The sequence below is a fragment of the Herbaspirillum sp. WGmk3 genome (assembly GCF_023952535.1).
GTDB classification, from domain to species: domain Bacteria; phylum Pseudomonadota; class Gammaproteobacteria; order Burkholderiales; family Burkholderiaceae_D; genus Herbaspirillum; species Herbaspirillum huttiense.
The window spans coordinates 454,185-471,596 of record NZ_JAKYWT010000005.1; the positions used below are offsets into that span (position 1 = coordinate 454,185).

Below are 17,412 nucleotides of genomic sequence, written 5' to 3' on the forward strand. Positions count from 1 at the left end.
TGGATTAAAATCCAGGCTCCCGTGCCATGGGGCAGGAAGCGCGCTGGCGTGACCGTTGTGCCACATTGGCCGCATTGCAAATCGTCAACCTGGAAACATCGGATGAGTGCATCCCCCATCAAGACACAACGTGGCATCCAGAGCGTGGAAGTGGCCGGGCGTCTGCTGCAGGCGCTGGCAGCAGCGCGCCAGCCCTTGCCGCTGGTGGCGCTGGCAGCTGCCGCCGAGCTGTCCTCGGCACAAGCCCATACCTATCTGGTGAGCCTGCTGCGGCTGGGCCTGATCAAGCGCACCCCCGGCGATGGCCACTACGAACCCGGCCCGCTGGCCCTGCGCCTGGGCATGGCGCGGCTGGCGCAGGAGCCGGCCTATCGGCTGGCCTTGCCGCAGGTGCAGCAGCTGAGCCAGGAGACTGGCCTGAGCGTGGCCATCACGCTGCCTACCCCGGCCGGCCCGACCATCGTGCATTACGCCCATGCCGGCAAACCGCTGCATGTGAACCTGCATGTGGGAACCGTCATGGCCCTGTCGGAAACCGCCACCGGACGCACCTATTGCGCCTTCGTTGCGCCCGCGCACTGGCACGCGCTGTGGGAAGTGCAGCATCCGGGCCAGCCGAAGAGCCGCTTCAGGCAATTTCAGGAAGAACTCGATGGCATCCGCAAGCGGGGCATGGAGCGCGCCGTCGACCTGCCCAGTCCGGGCGTGACCAGTCTGTGCATGCCCTTGCTGGATGGACAGCAGCAGTTGCTGCTGCTGGTCACCGTGATCGGTTCCAGCGGCGTGATCGATGCCGGCTGGCGCGGCACGGTGGCGCGCCAGTTGCGGCTCTGCATCGATGCCATCGCGGCCACGCTGGCCGAGGCTTCGGCAGCCGCAGAGGAGGCGGCATGAAGCGCACCCGTTCCGCAGCCGAACCGGAGGACAACGATCAGGACGGCACCCGCAGCCAGCGTGGCATCCAGTCGCTCGACAGCACCGGTGCCTTGCTCGATGCCTTGCTGCAAGCCGCTCGTCCGCTGCCGCTGGGCGATCTGGCCCGCCTGGCCGGGATGCCGGCGGCCAAGGCCTTTCCGCATCTGGTGAGCCTGCAGAAGATCGGCATGCTGGCGCGCGACGCGCAGGGCAATTTCTTTCCCGGGGCATTGGCGCTCGACCTCGGATTGGCGGCGCTGCAGCGCCTCTCGCCCTTGCGCGAAGCCGAGGCCGAAGTGGCTACCCTGGTGCAGGCCACCGGCCTGTCAGTCGCGCTGGCGGTGTTTGGTCCGCTGGGGCCGACGGTGGTGCGGCTGGAGGAATCGTCACGGCCGCAGCATGTGAGCCTGCGCATCGGTACGGTGCTGTCGATGGTGCACACCGCCATCGGGCGCGTGTGCGCGGCGCACTTGCCGCCGGACATGCTGGCCGGTGCGCTGGCGATGGACCCGATCCGCATGGAAGGGGCCCAGCCCGACAGCGTCAGCCATCCAGACGGCAGCCTGCGGCATGACTACGCCGAGCGCCTGCGGCAGATTCGCACACTGTCCCTGGACCAGGCACTGGGCCGCCCGGTGCCGGGCATCCATACGCTGGCCGCGCCGGTTTTCAATCACGCCGGACAACTGGCGCTGGTGATGGCCGTCATGGGCAGCAGCGGCAGTTTCGATACCGCAGCCGACGGCGTGGTGGCACGCCTGCTGCGGGCGGCGGCGCATAACGTATCGTGGCGCTTGGGTGCGTTTGCACAAGCATCGCCGCAGGCGAGCGGTCAGGGCGGTGAGAACGATGAGAACGATGGGAACGGCCAGAGCGATCGCAACGATTAATCATTCATAATTATTTATATCGCTTTTTAATTGCTCGGCCTTGGTGCGGCTTTCCAGGATGTCCTGCACCCTCCGCGCCAGCATGTCCATCTTGAACGGCTTGGTCATCAACTGCATGCCGGCGGGCAGGTGGCCATTGCCGACGGCGGCGTTTTCCGCATAGCCGGTGATGAAGAGCACCTGCAATCCGGGCCGTGCCGCCCGCGCTGCATCGGCCACCTGGCGGCCATTGAGTCCGCCCGGCAGGCCGACATCGGTGATGAGCAGGTCGATGCGCGCCGCCGAGTGCAGGATGCGCAGCGCCGACGGGCCATCCTCCGCCTGCAGGGTGACGTAGCCGGCCTCGTTGAGCACCTCGGCCACCAGCAGGCGGATCGGGGCTTCGTCGTCCACCACCAGCACCACTTCGCCACTGCCGGCGGCCGCCGGGGCCAGGGCCGGTTCGGCTTCCTCGGTGTCCGCATTCTGCTGGTGGCGGGGCAGGTAGATCGAGACCGTGCTGCCTTGTCCGACTTCCGAATAGAGGCGCACCTGGCCACCGGACTGGCGCGCGAAGCCATAGACCATCGACAGGCCCAGGCCGGTGCCTTCACCGATCGGCTTGGTGGTGAAGAAGGGATCGAAGGCGCGCGCCAGCACATCCGGCGGCATGCCGCTGCCGTTATCGGTCACCGAGACGCAGACGTACTGGCCCGCCGGCAAATCGCGCTCCTGCGCCCATTTGTCATCCAGCCACTTGTTGGCGGTCTCGATGGTCAGGCGTCCACCGTCGGGCATGGCATCACGGGCATTGATGCACAGGTTGAGCAGCGCGCTTTCCAGTTGCGGACCATCGACGAAGGTCGGCCACAGGGAAACGGCCGTGACCACCTCCAGCGTGATGGCCGGGCCGATGGTGCGGCGGATCAGTTCTTCCATGCCGCCGATCAGGGCGTTGACGTTGGTGGGACGCGGATCCAGCGTCTGCCGCCGCGCAAAGGCCAGCAGCCGCTGCGTGAGCGAGGCGGCCCGTTGCGCGCTGCGCGCGGCCAGGTCGATGTAGCGGAACAGCTCGTCGCCGCGTCCCTGTACCAGGCGTACGCGCATCAGGTCGAGGCTGCCGGTGATGCCGCCGAGCAGGTTGTTGAAGTCATGCGCGAGTCCGCCGGTCAACTGGCCGATGGCTTCGATCTTCTGCGAGTGGCGCAGCGCCTCCTCGGTAGCCATCAATTCTTTGGTACGGGCGCTGACCTCCGCTTCCAGCGATTCGTTGATTTCGCGCAGGCGCGCTTCGCTGGCCGCCAGCGCCTGCTGGTTGCGGATGCGTTCGAAGGCGGCGCGGGTCTGTTCGCTGACCTCGCGCACGATGGCCAGCTCGTTGTCGGTCCAGGTACGCGGCAGATTGCTGCTGACATGAACGATGCCGACCAGTTTTTGGTGGTCGAGCAGCGGCACGTCCATGTACGACACCACTCCGCAGGCCAGATGCTCCTGCCGCAGCGTGGCGGTGCGCGCATCAGTGCCGACGTCAGCGACCAGCATCACGCTGCCGCTGCGCACGGTCTGCGCGACGCGTCTCTCGTCATGCAAGGCCAGGGCGGCGACGGCGCTGTCGTCCTGATGGAAGCTCCATTGGCCCAGTTCCTCGACCTGCTGCGCAGGCCCCAGCGATTTGTAGCTGACCCAGCGTGCGGTCAGCGCATCGCCGATGATCTGGGCGGCGGCGCTGGCGATGTCGCCCAGGGAGCCGGCCGAGCGAATCGCTTCGGCCAGCCGGAACAGGGCGTGCTGGCGCGCCTCGCTGTTCTTGCGTTCGGTCACGTCGCGGGTGGTGCCGGCCACGGCCTCGACCTCGCCGTCAGGCCCGAGCACGGGGAAGATGATGTAGTCATAGATGCGGCGGCCGAAGGTCCCGTTGAAGGGGACGTCGCCCCGCACCGGGCGCTTGGTGGCACGCACCTGTTCGATCTCGCGGCTGTGCATCTCGGCGTGCCAGGGCTCGTAGCCGAGCTCCAGGCAGTTCTTGCCGATGGCTTCATCCCAGGTCTTGCCCCACATCTGCAGCAAGACGCGGTTGGCGTAGGTGAAACGGTGATTGAGATCCCACGCATAGGCCAGATCGGGCGTGGTGGAGAGGAAGGATTCATAGAAGCGCCGTCGTCGTTCGGACTCACGCGTGAGGCAGGCCAGTTCGGCGATGGCTTCCTTCTGCACATGGATGTCGGTGGAAGTGCCGTACCAGTGCAGGATCCGCCCGCTCCCGGCCTCCAGCTGCGGTTTGCCGCGCGTGAGGAACCAGCGGTATTGCCCGCGGGCATCGGCGATGCGGTGTTCGATGGCGACTTCCAGGCCGGCGCTGCGTGCGTGTTGCCAGGCCGCCATGGTGTCCGCCCGGTCCTCGGGATGGATGTGGCGCGCGATCATGGTGTCGAGGCTGGCCAGCCCTTCGTGCAGCGCCTCTCCGGTGTACTGGTGCCACTGGTCATTGATGAATTCCAGCACGCCTGCGTCATTGGTGATCCAGACGATCTGGGGAATCGCGCCGGTCATGAGGCGGAAGCGTGTCTCGCTCTCGTGCAGCTTGCGGTCAGTCCGCTGCTGCTGGAGCTGCTGGGCTTCGCGCCGGCCGGCCCGCAGGCTGACCGCCACGCCCTGCGCTTGCGGCGTGCAGATCACCTCATACGATTGCGTCTGCCCGGCGGGGGTGTAGAGGCACTGGCGGCTCTGGCCATCGGCCAGGGTCGCGCGCAGGGCCTCTTCCAACAGGCTGCCGGCCAGTGCCGGCCAGACCTGCCACAGCACGGCACCCGCCGTCGCTTCGCCCGACCCCGGCGATGAGCCCAGCAGCGCCCGCGCAGCGTCGTCCGCATACACCACGCGCCAGTGCGCATCGAGCGCAAGATAGGCGGCCGGGTAGCGGGCCGGCGGCGTGGCGGGGAGGAGGGCAACGGCTGATCCGGCGGCAGGCGGCAAGGAATCAGCGCGAGAAAAATGCTCGGACATGGCGGACCTTGATTTCTGTGGTCGCCCGATTGTAGATGAGCCTTTGTGAGGATGCTGTAGGACAAGCGGCTGACTTGCAGGCCGCTGGCTCCGAAAATGCGATCACGCTCTTCCTGGGTGCTGACCCATGGGTGCACGCGGAACGCAGCGTTCCGGCATGCGTGACAAAGTCGCCTCATCGGCCGGAAAGCGGGGTTACATCAGGCTTTTCCTGAGTTTGCCGGGTTCCGCTCCCGCCTATAATCGAAGCCCGGACGACAAATGGTTGCATCGCTGACGCCGACCCTTGCGGCTCCTTTGGCTGCGGCATACAAGTAGAAAAGGCACAGAGCACAGGATGTCTGCTTCTTCATTGATGAGCATGGTGCGCGCCTACTGGCGCGTCGGCTACGATCAGCCCGAGCTGCTGATCGCGCAGTACCGTGCGTTCTCCGGCAAGATGCCGATGATGTACCTGATCCTGCTGATCAACAGCTGGGCACTGGCACAAACCTATTACCCGCTGGCACCGCACTGGCTGAGCCTGTACTTTCCGGCCATGCTGACGGTGTTGTGCGTGACGCGCCTGATCTTCTGGTGGCGCGGACGGCATGTCGACCCGACGCCCGGCATGGCCGCGGCGGCGCTCAAGCGCACCAATTTCCTGGCAACCCCGATTGCGCTCAGTTTCTCGCTGTGGTCGGTGATGCTGTTTCCCTACGGCGACAGTTATGCCCAGGCCCACGTGGCCTTCTACATGGGCATCACCGTCATCTGCTGCATCTTCTGCCTGATGTACCTGCGCTCGGCGGCGCTGTCGGTGGCGCTGATCGTCAACGGCATCTTCACGGTCTTCTTCCTCAATACGCATATCCCGACCTTCGTGGCGGCAGCGATGAACGTGGTGCTGGTGACCATCGGCATGTTGGCCATCGTCAACAGTCACTACAACGACTTCACGCGGCTCATCGAAGCGCAGGTCAAGACGGCGCTGCTGGGCAACGAGAACCTGCGCCTGGCCAACCTCGACTCGCTCACGCAGATTCCCAATCGCCGCAAGTTCTTCGCCCAGCTCAACGAGATCTGTACCCGCGCCACCGGCAATGGACAGCGCTTTGCCGTGGCCATCCTCGACCTCGACGGCTTCAAGGCCGTCAATGACTTGTATGGCCACACCCATGGCGACCAGTTGCTGGTGGAAGTGGGGCAGCGATTGACGGCCGTGTGCCTGGACGAGCGTTTCCACCTGGCACGGCTGGGCGGCGACGAGTTCTCCATCATCATCGATGCCGATCTCAGCAATGAGGTTCTCACCGAATTCGGCGACCGTATCTGCGCCGCGCTGCGCCGGCCTTTCGTACTCTACAAGGCGACGGTGCAGATTGCTGCCTCGGTAGGCGTGGCCACCTTCCCCGACATGGCGGTGGATGCCAGCTCGCTCTATGAGCATGCCGACTATGCCTTGTATCAGGGCAAGCGCGAACGGCGCGGTACCGTCACCTTGTTCTCGGAACAGGACAAGGCGCAGATCCAGCGCAATGCCAACATCGAGCAGGCCCTGCGACTGGCCGACTTCGATCGCGAACTGTCGGTGTTCTTCCAGCCCATCGTGTGCCTGGATGATTGCCAGCCGATCGCCTTTGAAGCCCTGGCGCGCTGGCACAGCGCCGTCAAGGGCAGCGTGGCGCCGATGGAATTCATTCCCGCTGCCGAACGCATGGGCATCATCAACCAGTTGAGCGTGATCCTGCTGAAGAAGGCGCTGCAGGCTGCGGCGAGCTGGCCGCCCTCGCTCCGGCTGTCGTTCAATCTCTCGGCCAACGACATCAACACCAGCGAAGGCATGGCGCAGATCGTACAGGTCATCAGCTCGTCCGGATTCAATCCCGCGCGGCTGGATCTGGAAATCACGGAGACGGCGGTGCTGCAGGATCTGGAAAAATCGCGCCAGTTGGTCACGACCTTGCGTCAGCTGGGCTGTGGCATCACGCTCGATGACTTCGGCACCGGCTATGCCAGCCTGAGCCACCTGCACGCCTTGCCCCTGACGCGCATCAAGATCGACAAGAGTTTCGTCGCCGACATTGAGCACAATGCGGTCAGCCACAAGATCGTGAAGTCACTGCTCGCACTCACGCATGACATGCAACTGGCCTGTGTGGTGGAGGGGGTGGAAACGCCGGCGCATCTGCAGAGCTTGCGCGGCCTGGGGGCGATGTATGGACAGGGCTACCTGTTTGCGGTGCCGCTGGCGGCGGACCAGGTCCAACCCTGGCTGCAGTCGCGGCAAACGGCCGTGCTTCAGTCCGGCCTGCCCTTGCGCGGCTGACGCGCGGCATCGAACGCCGTGCTGCTGGCACCATAGACTTCCTGCAGGGCATTGAGCACGTGCGGGTCGCGCGTGCTCACCAGCAGCAGTGCTTCGCAGGACCAGAACACATCTTGCCGGCCCGCTCCCACGTTGGGATCATCGCGGCTGCCCAGCATGTCCATCCAGCTGCTGTCGAAGTGCACATCGGTTTCCTTGTATTCCAGGATGAAGTTGCCGCTGGACGGACCGGCCTCGTCATCCATCACGCGCAATTCCAGTTGCTCCACTGTCAACCCGCGTTCGCGCAAGGCGTCGTAGGCGCGCTGGGCACTGTCCAGCGTGGGGAAGGGAAAGGCTGCCACGGTCGGTTCCTGCGTCGTCATCGAAATCTCCTCGCAATACTGTCGCAGTTCCGGATGCGGATGGACCGCATCCGACGCACTACACCTTGGCCTTCTGGCCCGGTGTGGCCGAGCGCACGAGGAAGTCGTGCGTGACCGTGGGCAGGTGGTTCAACATCCAGGTGCTCATGGATTTTTCCTGTTCCAGGATGCCTTCGCAGACGCGTTCGGTTTCGCTGTCCCCTGCCTCGCGTGCAGCGGCAATCAGCGAGGTGTAGCAGGCGATCTCCAGGTTCTCGAAGACATAACCGGCAATGGCCCCTTTGACCACTTCGTCGTGCTGGGTCATGCCGCCGGCCGCCTGGGCGAAGGCGGTCATGCGGCCGGCCAGGTCCTTGAAGACGGAGGCACTGCCGTTGAGCCGCTTGATGCAGCCCTCCACCAGCGCCTGCTGGCCCAGCGTTTCCTGCAGGTGCGATTCCAGCCGTGCCTTCAGTTCGGGATAGTGATCGATGCGGCTGGCCTGGGCCTTGAGCATGTGCTCGGCCTGCTGTTCCATCGCATGGGCATCCTTGAGCCAGGCGAGCAGATTTTCGTTGACGTCGGTGGTCATGGCATTCTCCTTGTCAGGTTCGGTGACGAGGTGGTGCCTTGCCGGTGTCAAGGCACCACCGTGGATACGCCCGGGGTCAGGGCAATCAGGGTGCTCAGGGCTTCTTGGCCTTGAGGTTCATCTCTGGATCGGCCGAGCCAATCTCGGCGCCGGTCAGCGGCTCACCATCCTGGGCCGATGCGGTACGCGCCGCCATCTGGTCCAGCATGGCCTGTTCCTCTGCATTGAGCTCGACCGTGGCCTGGCCATCGCCGCCGTCGACCGGGGTCAGTGCGTCGGCACCGTCCAGGCGTTCCCACTGTTTGCCGTCATTCCACGGTCCGGTCTGTTCACCCAGTCCTTGCGAGAGATTGACGTAGACCTTGGAGAAGCGCGGATCGCCAGGCAGCTTTCCCGGCGGGAAATTGGGGCGGATGGAATAGAGCGCCTTTTCAAACGATTTCTGGTGCGCGATCTCGCGCGTCATCAGGAAGCCCAGCGCTTCCTTCACGCCCGGGTCATCGGTGAGGTTGATGAGCCGCTCGTAGACGATCTTGGCGCGTGCCTCGGCGGCGATGTTGGAACGCAGGTCGGCGGTGGGCTCGCCGATGGTGTCGATATAGGCCGCACTCCACGGGACGCCGGCCGAATTGACCAGCGGTGCGCCAGCCCCGTAGAGCACTTGCGTGATGTGGCTGTCGTTGCCGGCGCCAGTGATTTCCTTGTAGAGGATGCCTTCTTCTTCCACGCCTTCGGCCAGCTTGCCCTTGGCTCCCTTGTTGAGCATGACGACGATGTTGCCGATCACTTCCAGGTGGCTCAGTTCTTCGGTGGCGATGTCGAACAGCATGTCCTTGCGGCCGGGATCGTCCTCGGCAATGGCCTGGGTGAAGTAGCGGCAGGCGGCAGCGAGTTCGCCTTGCGGGCCGCCGAATTGTTCCAGCATCAGATTGGCCAGCCCGGGATTGGGGCCGGCGACGCGTACCGTGTATTGCAGGCGCTTGTTGTGAGCGAACATGTCGGACTCCTTGTTGAGGTCGAGGGATTGAACGGGGAAAGATGCCGGACGCGATTCGCTTCGCCACGTGGCGTTGAAGCGATACGTTCAACAGAGCCTTCATGCTAGGAGGCGAGTGCTCAGCCATACCATCGGCGGGAGCGGAAAACTTCCGGTGCGCGGTAACGATGAAACGTGTCGGAGATCCTTAGCGCGGCAGCGGCCGCCGTCGGACGACCACAGGTCCGACATTCAGTGTTAGTCCGATGGAAGCCGCGGCGGAGCGTCGCTAGACTCGGAGACTTTCATCCTCCTCCGTGACTGTCATCATTCCGCACGGAGGACAGGCTCAAGCACAGCACACAAGCAAGCAAGGACAACATGTTCAAGAAAGTCGAGCCCTCCGTGACCACACTGACGCACCTGGCACCGCTGGAGCCGGCCGCTGCCACCGCCACCTCCTCTGCCTCTTCCAGCGAAGTTGCAGGGGCGGCCGAGCAGCCTGCCGCGATCCGCTTGAGCTGGCCGATGGTGGCCGGCGGCGTGCTGCTGCTGGCGGCGCTCATCGGCTGGTGGAGCGCGCAGGATGAACGCATCTGGCGCGCCTATTGCGGCGGCATGGCCGCTGCCGCAGCGACGGCAGCGGGCACCCTGCCGCTGTTCTTCTCGCGTCGGTTCTCGCCGCGCATGGCCGATTGCTGCACCGGATTCGGTGCCGGCGTGATGCTGGCGGCCTCGGTGTTCTCGCTCATCCTGCCCGCCCTGCACAGCCTGCAGGAAGCCGGGACCGGCAAGCAGATGGCCAGTCTCATCGCCGGTGCCAGCGTACTGTGTGGTGCGCTGCTGGTACTGGCCTTGCAGCGCGCCGGACAGGGCCATGATGATCTCGCGCGCCAGGCAGCCTTGCGCCGTGTCTGGCTGTTCGTGCTGACGGTCGGGCTGCACAACCTGCCTGAAGGATTGGCCGTCGGCGTGGCGTATGGCGGCGTGGCACCCGAGCAGGCCTCGGTGCTGACCTTCGGCATCGCGCTGCAGGACATCCCGGAAGGCATGATCGTGGCCACTGCCTTGCGCGGGATCGGTTATTCCCGCGCCGATGCGATCGGCTGCGGCATCCTCTCCGGACTGGTTGAGCCGCTGGCTGCGGTGGCAGGTGCGGGGCTGGTGTCGCTGTCGGCAGCGATGCTGCCGTGGGCGCTGGGTGGGGCGGCCGGTGCCATGCTGTTCGTGCTGGCGCATGAGGTGATTCCCGATCCGCACCGGCGACGCGACGCGTTGGCGGCGACCTGCTGCCTCATCATCGGCTTCGTGCTGATGATGGTGATGGACACGGCCTTGTCATGAGGAATGCGATCATGAACGACCTCACTGTTGCCGAACCGGACTTCGCCCCTGGGTCACTCACCTATGTGGAACTCTGGCGCGGTGCCGAAGTGCTCATCAGGAAAGCGGGCGAAGAGCAGTCCGGTTCGCGCTGGGTCTATCTGTCGGTGCTGATGATGCTGTCGTTCTGCCTGGAAGCCTATCTCAACCATGCTGGACCCTTGTTGTTCGGTGCCGGCTGGAACGAAGGCCGGCAGGCGCATGGCACGCAGGACGCCCGGAGCAAGCTGCTGCTGATCTGCGCCGCCTGCGGCGTGGAACTGGAGCCACCCCGCAAGTACCGCACCGTAGCGCTGACCTTGCTGGAACTGCGTCACAGCCTGGGCCAGGCAACACAGGTACGGCTGCCGCCGCCGGGCATATCGACGGCGCGCCGTTCGCTCTCCGCCATGGCAGGCGACCCGGACGAGCTGGCCCTCGACCCGGCATGGAGCCCGTATTGCGAGCGCAGTGTGGTGCTCGATTACCGCGCCCAGTTGCGCAGCCTGCTGGCCAAGCTGCATGCGCGGCTGCCGCCAGAGGAGCGCAGCCCCTTGTCCATCTGAAGACGTTCGCAAAGGATGAGCGCAGCCGGATTGCTGCGACCCGATTCCACGCGCTGTTCACGCCATATGCACGCCATGTGCACGCTATGTACACGCCATGTGCACGTCATTCCTCTTCTTTCATCTCACCAGGAGCCCACCATGCTGAACCCTGTTTTCCGACGTACCCTGTTGACCGCCACTTGCGGCAGCCTGCTGATGCTGGCCTTGCAGGCCGCACCCGCCCGTGCGGATGAGCCTACGCTCAGCATCCTCGAACCCAAGACCGGGCAGACCGTGACTAGTCCCTTCCGCGTTCGTCTGGCGGCGCATTCCATGACGACCCGGCCGGCGGGCAAGGTGGTGGAGGGCACCGGGCATCATCACCTGCTCATCAATCACGGTGCCGTGGGGAAGGGCGAAGTCATTCCGCACGACGAGACCCATATCCACCTTGATGACGGGCAGACCGAAACGATGGTGTCGCTTCCTCCCGGCAAGTACAAGCTGACGGCCCAGTTCGCCGACGGCGAGCACCGCTCCTATGGCCACATGATGGCGCACGGGATCAACATCACCGTCAAGTAATCCGAACGAACGACGGGCCGGTCCTTTCAGGAAGGACCGGCCCGTCTCAGCGTTGCGGGTGCCCGGATCAGGCGGCCAGCTGCTGGTTGACCTTTTGCAGTGCCAGCTTGCTGAGCTTTTCATCCGTAGACTTTTCTTCCTGCAGGGTTTCGTCCAGCAGGCGCGCGGCGTCATCCAGGCCCAACTGCTTGGCCAATGCGCATAGCGTGCCGTAGGTGGCGATCTCGTAGTGCTCCACCTTCTGGGCAGCACCAATCAGCGCGGCGTCGAGCACCGGCCCCTTCTCGATTTCATCAATCTGCTCCCGGCCCTCTTCCACCAGGCCCTCCATGGCCACGCACTTGATCCGCTTGAGGCGCAACTCGCTTGTTTCCACCAGGCGGTCGATGCGTTCGATCTGGCCTTGGGTTTCTTCCAGATGTTGTTCAAACGCTTGCCGCAGTTCCGGCGTGGTGGCGGCGCGTGCCAGGCGCGGCAGGGCGCGGGTGAGTTGCTTCTCGGCGCTGTAGACGTCGGACAGGCTATGGATGAAAAGATCTTTCAAGGTTTTGACGCTCATGGGGTTCTCCTTGCAACGGGTTATCGGGGGAGGAAGGAAGGGCAGCAAAAAGGGCCCCGCAGGGCCCTCTGCCTTCAGCAACGTACCGCTTAGCGGTTATTGCCTTGATTGCCACCGCCGTGGCTGTTCTGGCCGCCCTTGCGGCCGGCTTCACGCGCTTCTTCAGAGCTGAACTCGTGCGCGGTGCCCTTTTCGTGGGCGGCTTTGCCGCCCTGGCTGGCGATCTCGCGCTGCTTGTTTTCGTCCATCGAAGCGAAGCCGCGGTTGCTGGTCGAGCCTTGGTTCTGGTTTGCCATGATGTATCTCCTTGTGTCATGAGGGGTGGAAATTCCGCAGGGCTTTGTCTTCCCTACGAGTCCTCATCTTAGGCAGCCGGCCCTTGACGTGATATCGGTCTCTTTCCCGATCAGGGGGCGGTGAGTGCTGTCAGTCTTGCCAGCATCACTGAAGAAGAGCCTTTGCTCTGGCATTGGCGCGGCGGCTCGCAGCACGGCAGCAGAGAACGCAGAGGTATCGCACCTATATATCGAAACGATGAATGGATGCCGCCGCATCTCTTGCATCGATCAATCTGTCATCGTGTGCCTGGAGGCGGGGAGGCGAGCCCCGGAACCAACACGGGGCAAATCACTCAATGGCTTGTTCAATGCATCGCATGTGCATGGCCGGGCTGGAACGTCGCCCGTCGGACGCTCTGCCATACCGGCAAAAAACAGGATTCCATCATGAAGAAGAAACAAGCGCTGATCGAGGGAGTGAACCGTCTCAAGGCCTCGCACGAGCAGGCGGCAGCAATCCTGCAGGGCATCGTGCATGAAGTGGTGCGGGTCAGCAAGAGTGGGGAGGGTGTACCTGAGCGGCGCAACTTCCGCCGCTATCGCCGGGCCATCAAGGAGTTGAAACTGCAGTGCCTGCAGGTGGAGATGGTGCTGGCCGAGTTCGACCGTGAGGATTGATCTCTAGGGCCTGCTCCCATTCAATCTGCGAGTGCGAGAGGTCGCCAAGCGTTGACTGCCTAGGCGCGGCGACGCGCCGTGGTGGTGCCACGGCAAGGAGCTGCAACAACGGCAGGCGACGCTTGGCGGCCTCTCCCGGAGGGTTGCCCCCAGAAGGCGCGCTGGCCGCGTTGCACGTCAGGGCTGGTGGCACCACCACCAGCCCTGACGCGCGCCTTGCCAACACGCCTTCTGGGGGCAACGCATCTCGCAGATTGAATGGGAACAGGCCCTAGTGTTGATCAGATGAGCTTCATTGATCTGTCGGCTGGATCAGTCTTCCTCCCTTGGGGAGAGAGACGAGGCACTTCTTAAAGCTGCGGGCTGTTCTCCCGCATGTCCTGCTCCGAATAATTGTCGCCTTCCGGCTTGTTGCGCGAGGCAGCCTTGTCGCTGTCGCCCGGTGCAGTCTGCTGGCCACGGTCCAGCATGTCGCGCTCATTGGTACCGCTGCGCGGGTTGTTGGCCTGCAGGTCTTGCGGGCCGGAGGTATCGGCGGGGTGGGTATGCTTGTTCAGTGCGTCGGTCATGGCGGTCTCCTTGTGCATGGATGGATGCACTGCGCGCTCGCTCGTCAGGGAGGCGGGTGCAGTACGGAAGGCGTTGAGGATGCTACTGCGGAGAGCGCGCCGTGTATGTCGGCCAGTGCCGCGCGTGCAGGCCACCTTCGCTGACAGCGATGCAGGAGGTGCGGCAGCCAGGACTTCGTTTCTGCCGGCTGCGGGCGCGCTCATCAAGCCGCGCTGACGCGTCCGACAGCCGCTACCCACAAGGCTAGGCGTGGCGCGCTGATGGTCGTGCGGGGCGGGGGTGGTTAGTGTGATCTCTCCGTCGTTTTTCTTTCCACCCAGGAGATCCGCATGGCCATCGAATCCAAACTGCCTTCCCGTGAAAATCCGTCGCCCGCCCAATCCAGTGGCGAGGCCACCAACCGTCCCGCTCGCAGCGATCACGTCGAGGCGCGTGAAACGAGTACCGATAACGCCAACAAGGAAATCGCCAAGCCCGAGTTCGACATCGTGCAGGACGATGCCCGCGCGCCGCGCTGACGCATCCGCGTTGTCGATTATCCGGCGCGTCCCGCGCCGCCCGTGACCAGCTCATCAAGGAAAACCCATGCGCGCACTGCTCTACCATTCCGCCCATGACGTGCGGGTCGAGTCCGTTCCCGATCCCATCATTCAGGAGGCCGACGACATCATCCTGAAAGTCACGGCCACCGCCATCTGCGGCTCCGATCTGCACCTGTATCGTGGCAAGATTCCCGCCACCAAGGCCGGCGACATCCTCGGCCATGAATTCATGGGCGTGGTGGTCGAGACCGGCCCCGGCGTCAAGCGCCTCAAAAAAGGCGACCGCGTGGTGGTGCCCTTCGTCATCGCCTGCGGCCAGTGCTTCTTCTGCGATCAGCACCTGTATGCCGCCTGCGAAACCACCAACCCTGACCGCGGTGCCATCATGAATGGCAAGGGCATCCGTTCAGGCGCAGCCATGTTTGGCTACAGCCACCTGTATGGTGGCATGCCGGGCGGGCAGGCAGAGTATGTGCGGGTGCCCAAGGCCGATGTCGGTCCCATCCGCATCGACTCGCCGCTGGCCGATGAGCAGGTACTGTTCCTGAGCGACATTCTCCCGACCGGCTATCAGGCGGTGAAGAACGCCGGTGTGCGTGAGGGCTCCAGCGTGGCCATCTACGGTGCGGGTCCGGTTGGCCAGATGGCGGCTGCCTGTGCGCGCATGCTCGGGGCGGAAAAGATTTTCATCGTCGATCACCACGATTACCGGCTGCGCTTCGCAGCGGAGCAATACAAGGCCATCCCGATCAATTTCGACCACACCGATCCCGGCGAGACCATCATCGCCAACACCGCAGGCCGGGGTGTGGATGCGGTGATCGATGCCGTCGGGTTCGAGGCCAAGGGCAGCGTGCTGGAAACCGCGATGACCAATCTCAAGCTCGAAGGCAGCAGCGGCCAGGCGCTGCGCCATTGCATCGCCTCGGTGCGGCGCGGCGGGACGGTGAGCGTGCCGGGCGTGTATGCCGGGTTCATCCACGGTTTCCTGTTCGGCGATATCTTCGAGAAGGGCTTGACCATCAGGACCGGCCAGACCCACGTGCAGCACTACATGCCCGAGCTGCTGGCCAGCATCGAGGATGGCTGGCTCCGTCCGGAGGCGATCATCACGCATCGCCTGCCCTTGGAGGAGGCGGCCGAGGGCTATCGCATCTTCAATGAAAAGCGCGAGGAGTGCCGCAAGGTGGTGCTTACTGCGTGATCGGATCAATGCAGTGGCATCATGGCGAGCGACCGGGGCATCCGGTCGCTTTTTTTTCGTGGCTTGTTCTGCAGCTCATTTTTCGCGGTGCTTATGCTGCGCCATTCGGAACGCTGCGTTCCGCCTGCACCGGATCTCCCTTCTCATCCGGACAGTGCCCGGCATGCTTGGTCCGGCGCAAACTCGCGTTTACACAACAGAAATACTCACGACGTGATGTAAATACGACAATGCCGCAATTTTCATTTGCTGGTAAGACCTTTGTGTGCGTAAATACTGCAAAAATTATGAAATATGCGACCGAAAGTTCGGGATGTTTCGTGATTATTTGCATATTTTTTATATTTGCGTCGCAGACGCTAGTCGGGGAAGCAGATGAAGGTTTTGTCAAACATGAAGATCGGCGCAAAGCTGAGCTTGGGGTTCGCCAGTTTGCTGGTGATGATGCTGGTGCTGGTTGGGGTGGCCATGGTCGGCATCAATGGATTGCGCTCCTCCGTCGAGCGCGCCAATGAAGTCCAGAACGAGAGCCTGGCGCCGCTCTACGTGGCCCGCGAAGCGCTGGACCAGACCGGCATCGCGGCGCGCAATGCCTATGTCTTTCTCAGCGATGCCGATGCGCAGACCGAACTGAAGATCGTCGATGAACAAAAGGCGCTGTATCTCGCCGAACTGCAGAAGCTGGAAACGCGACTGGCCGGCAACCCGCATTTCGCCCCGGTACGCACAGGGCTGCTGCAGATGGCCGATGAACTCAAGCGTCCGCGCCAGTATCGCGAGAGCGGAGCGATGGAGGCCTATCGCAGTTTCCTGGTCAATGATTGCAGCCCCTTGCGGCGCAAGATCGTGGCCGACATCAACCAGCTCATCGCCGATATCGCTGGCCAGAGCACGGCAGCGGGCGAGCAGTCGGAGCGCTCCGCCACCGATGCCCTGAAGTTCATCGCCACGCTGGCCGTGGTGGCGATCCTGATCGCGGTGGCCGTCGCCGTCCTCATCACGCGCGGTCTGCTGCGCCAGCTCGGTGGCGAGCCGGCCTATGCCATGGAGATCGCGCAGCGCATTGCGCATGGCGATCTGGCAGTGGAAGTGGCCACGCGACCCAACGATCAGAGCAGCCTGCTGCACGCCCTGCGCATGATGCGCGACAGCCTCGCCGCCATCGTCGGCGAAGTCCGGCAGGGGACCGATGCCATCGAACGCGCGTCCACCGAAATCGCCTCCGGCAACGTGGACCTGTCCGGACGCACTGAACGCCAGGCCAGTTCGCTGGAAGAAACCGCCAGCGCCATGGAACAGATCACCTCGGCCGTACGCCAGAGTGCGGCCAATGCGGAGCAGGCCAATACCCTGGCGGCCTCGGCCTCGGAGATTGCGGTCACGGGCGGCAACATGATGGGCGAGGTGGTGGCGACGATGGAAGACATCCGTCAATCCTCGGTCAAGATCGTGGACATCATCAGCGTCATCGATGGCATCGCGTTCCAGACCAACATCCTGGCGCTCAATGCGGCCGTCGAGGCTGCACGCGCCGGTGAAGGCGGACGCGGCTTTGCGGTGGTGGCCTCGGAAGTGCGGACGCTGGCCCAGCGCAGCGCAGCAGCGGCCAAGGAAATCAAGGAACTGATCGGGGCCTCCGTGGCCAAGGTCGAAAGTGGCAGCGGGCGCGTCAAGGGGGCGGGCCAGACCATGGATGAGATCGTCGCCAGCGTGCGCAAGGTGACCGACGTGATCGCCGAGATCAGCCTCTCCAGCCGCGAGCAGAGCGAGGGCATCGAGCAGGTCAACGATGCCATCGGCCACATGGATGAAGCCACCCAGCAGAATTCAGCGCTGGTGGAACAGGCCGCCGCTGCGGCCGAGGCGCTCACCTCGCAGGCAGGTGCGCTGGCACGCCTGGTCTCGACCTTCAAGCTGGCACCGGCCGCACGGGTGATGGGCTGATTCGTGTTTTTTGAACCTACCGAGTACACGGATTACGCAGTGCAGGCGCGCTTGCCGGACGATGAAAGCACCCGGCTGGCGGCGCTGCAGGGCTATTGCGTGCTCGACACGCTGCCTGATAAATCCTGTGACCAG

General features: G+C 64.0%; 17 protein-coding genes. 10 read left to right on the forward strand and 7 right to left on the reverse strand.

Translation table 11 applies throughout. The features are described from left to right. Positions 1 to 102: 102 nt before the first annotated feature. On the forward strand, positions 103 to 894 hold the full coding sequence (locus MKD49_RS20590) for an IclR family transcriptional regulator (RefSeq protein ID WP_252697227.1): 792 nt from the start codon (positions 103 to 105) through the stop codon (positions 892 to 894). Next, entirely contained in the window at positions 891 to 1,805 is a 915-nt protein-coding gene (locus MKD49_RS20595; protein WP_252697228.1) for an IclR family transcriptional regulator, read from the forward strand. The genes MKD49_RS20590 and MKD49_RS20595 overlap by 4 nt, the downstream gene beginning before the upstream one ends. Here the strand turns inward: MKD49_RS20595 and MKD49_RS20600 are convergent, their stop codons facing one another. After that, complete coding sequence (locus MKD49_RS20600) at positions 1,806 to 4,787, reverse strand: PAS domain-containing protein (protein ID WP_252697229.1); 2,982 nt, start codon at positions 4,785 to 4,787, stop codon at positions 1,806 to 1,808. Between the two features lie 337 nt (positions 4,788 to 5,124). Between MKD49_RS20600 and MKD49_RS20605 the strand changes: the two genes are divergently transcribed. Next, positions 5,125 to 7,095 carry a bifunctional diguanylate cyclase/phosphodiesterase gene (locus tag MKD49_RS20605; protein ID WP_209568100.1) on the forward strand — a complete coding sequence of 657 codons (1,971 nt, stop codon included), beginning with the start codon at positions 5,125 to 5,127 and terminating at the stop codon, positions 7,093 to 7,095. Here the strand turns inward: MKD49_RS20605 and MKD49_RS20610 are convergent. The 3 genes from MKD49_RS20610 to MKD49_RS20620 form a co-directional block, all read right to left on the reverse strand. Continuing rightward, on the reverse strand, positions 7,068 to 7,460 hold the full coding sequence (locus MKD49_RS20610) for a hypothetical protein (protein WP_252697230.1): 393 nt from the start codon (positions 7,458 to 7,460) through the stop codon (positions 7,068 to 7,070). The genes MKD49_RS20605 and MKD49_RS20610 overlap by 28 nt on opposite strands. Positions 7,461 to 7,518: 58 nt before the next feature. Next, positions 7,519 to 8,031, reverse strand: a complete 513-nt coding sequence (locus MKD49_RS20615) for a ferritin-like domain-containing protein (RefSeq protein ID WP_209579973.1) — start codon at positions 8,029 to 8,031, stop codon at positions 7,519 to 7,521. Between the two features lie 94 nt (positions 8,032 to 8,125). Beyond that, positions 8,126 to 9,028 (reverse strand): manganese catalase family protein, encoded by a 903-nt coding sequence (locus MKD49_RS20620; RefSeq protein WP_034337736.1) that lies wholly within the window; start codon positions 9,026 to 9,028, stop codon positions 8,126 to 8,128. Between the two features lie 360 nt (positions 9,029 to 9,388). Here MKD49_RS20620 and MKD49_RS20625 point away from each other — a divergent pair, with 360 nt between their 5' ends. From MKD49_RS20625 to MKD49_RS20635, 3 genes are all read left to right on the forward strand, one after another. Next, on the forward strand, positions 9,389 to 10,351 hold the full coding sequence (locus tag MKD49_RS20625) for a ZIP family metal transporter (RefSeq protein ID WP_252697231.1): 963 nt from the start codon (positions 9,389 to 9,391) through the stop codon (positions 10,349 to 10,351). A gap of 11 nt (positions 10,352 to 10,362) precedes the next feature. Beyond that, positions 10,363 to 10,935 (forward strand): hypothetical protein, encoded by a 573-nt coding sequence (locus MKD49_RS20630; protein ID WP_134135554.1) that lies wholly within the window; start codon positions 10,363 to 10,365, stop codon positions 10,933 to 10,935. 141 nt (positions 10,936 to 11,076) lie between these two features. Continuing rightward, a complete protein-coding gene (locus tag MKD49_RS20635) occupies positions 11,077 to 11,502 on the forward strand; it encodes a DUF4399 domain-containing protein (protein WP_121042891.1) in 426 nt (141 codons plus the stop codon). A 67-nt stretch (positions 11,503 to 11,569) separates the two neighbouring features. Here MKD49_RS20635 and MKD49_RS20640 read toward each other — a convergent pair whose 3' ends face one another. Then, positions 11,570 to 12,061: a ferritin-like domain-containing protein gene (locus MKD49_RS20640; RefSeq protein WP_252697232.1), complete on the reverse strand. Its 492-nt coding sequence runs from the start codon at positions 12,059 to 12,061 to the stop codon at positions 11,570 to 11,572. Positions 12,062 to 12,150: 89 nt separating this feature from the next. Then, a complete protein-coding gene (locus MKD49_RS20645) occupies positions 12,151 to 12,357 on the reverse strand; it encodes a KGG domain-containing protein (RefSeq protein ID WP_145606995.1) in 207 nt (68 codons plus the stop codon). A 429-nt stretch (positions 12,358 to 12,786) separates the two neighbouring features. On the opposite strand from MKD49_RS20645, the gene MKD49_RS20650 reads away from it, so the two are divergent. Next, the gene (locus tag MKD49_RS20650) at positions 12,787 to 13,017 is read left to right on the forward strand and encodes a hypothetical protein (RefSeq protein ID WP_121042893.1); all 231 of its coding nucleotides are present in this window, start codon (positions 12,787 to 12,789) and stop codon (positions 13,015 to 13,017) included. A 350-nt stretch (positions 13,018 to 13,367) separates the two neighbouring features. Here the strand turns inward: MKD49_RS20650 and MKD49_RS20655 are convergent, their stop codons facing one another. Further along, a complete protein-coding gene (locus tag MKD49_RS20655; protein WP_252697233.1) occupies positions 13,368 to 13,586 on the reverse strand; it encodes a hypothetical protein in 219 nt (72 codons plus the stop codon). 330 nt (positions 13,587 to 13,916) lie between these two features. Between MKD49_RS20655 and MKD49_RS20660 the strand changes: the two genes are divergently transcribed. The 3 genes from MKD49_RS20660 to MKD49_RS20670 all read left to right on the forward strand — a co-directional run bounded on the left by MKD49_RS20660 (position 13,917) and on the right by MKD49_RS20670 (position 17,277). Then, positions 13,917 to 14,105, forward strand: a complete 189-nt coding sequence (locus tag MKD49_RS20660) for a hypothetical protein (RefSeq protein WP_121042897.1) — start codon at positions 13,917 to 13,919, stop codon at positions 14,103 to 14,105. 67 nt (positions 14,106 to 14,172) lie between these two features. Next, complete coding sequence (locus tag MKD49_RS20665) at positions 14,173 to 15,333, forward strand: zinc-dependent alcohol dehydrogenase (RefSeq protein WP_252697234.1); 1,161 nt, start codon at positions 14,173 to 14,175, stop codon at positions 15,331 to 15,333. A 375-nt stretch (positions 15,334 to 15,708) separates the two neighbouring features. Further along, positions 15,709 to 17,277, forward strand: coding sequence for a methyl-accepting chemotaxis protein (locus MKD49_RS20670; RefSeq protein WP_209579969.1), 1,569 nt, complete (start codon positions 15,709 to 15,711; stop codon positions 17,275 to 17,277). Positions 17,278 to 17,412 lie beyond the last annotated feature (135 nt).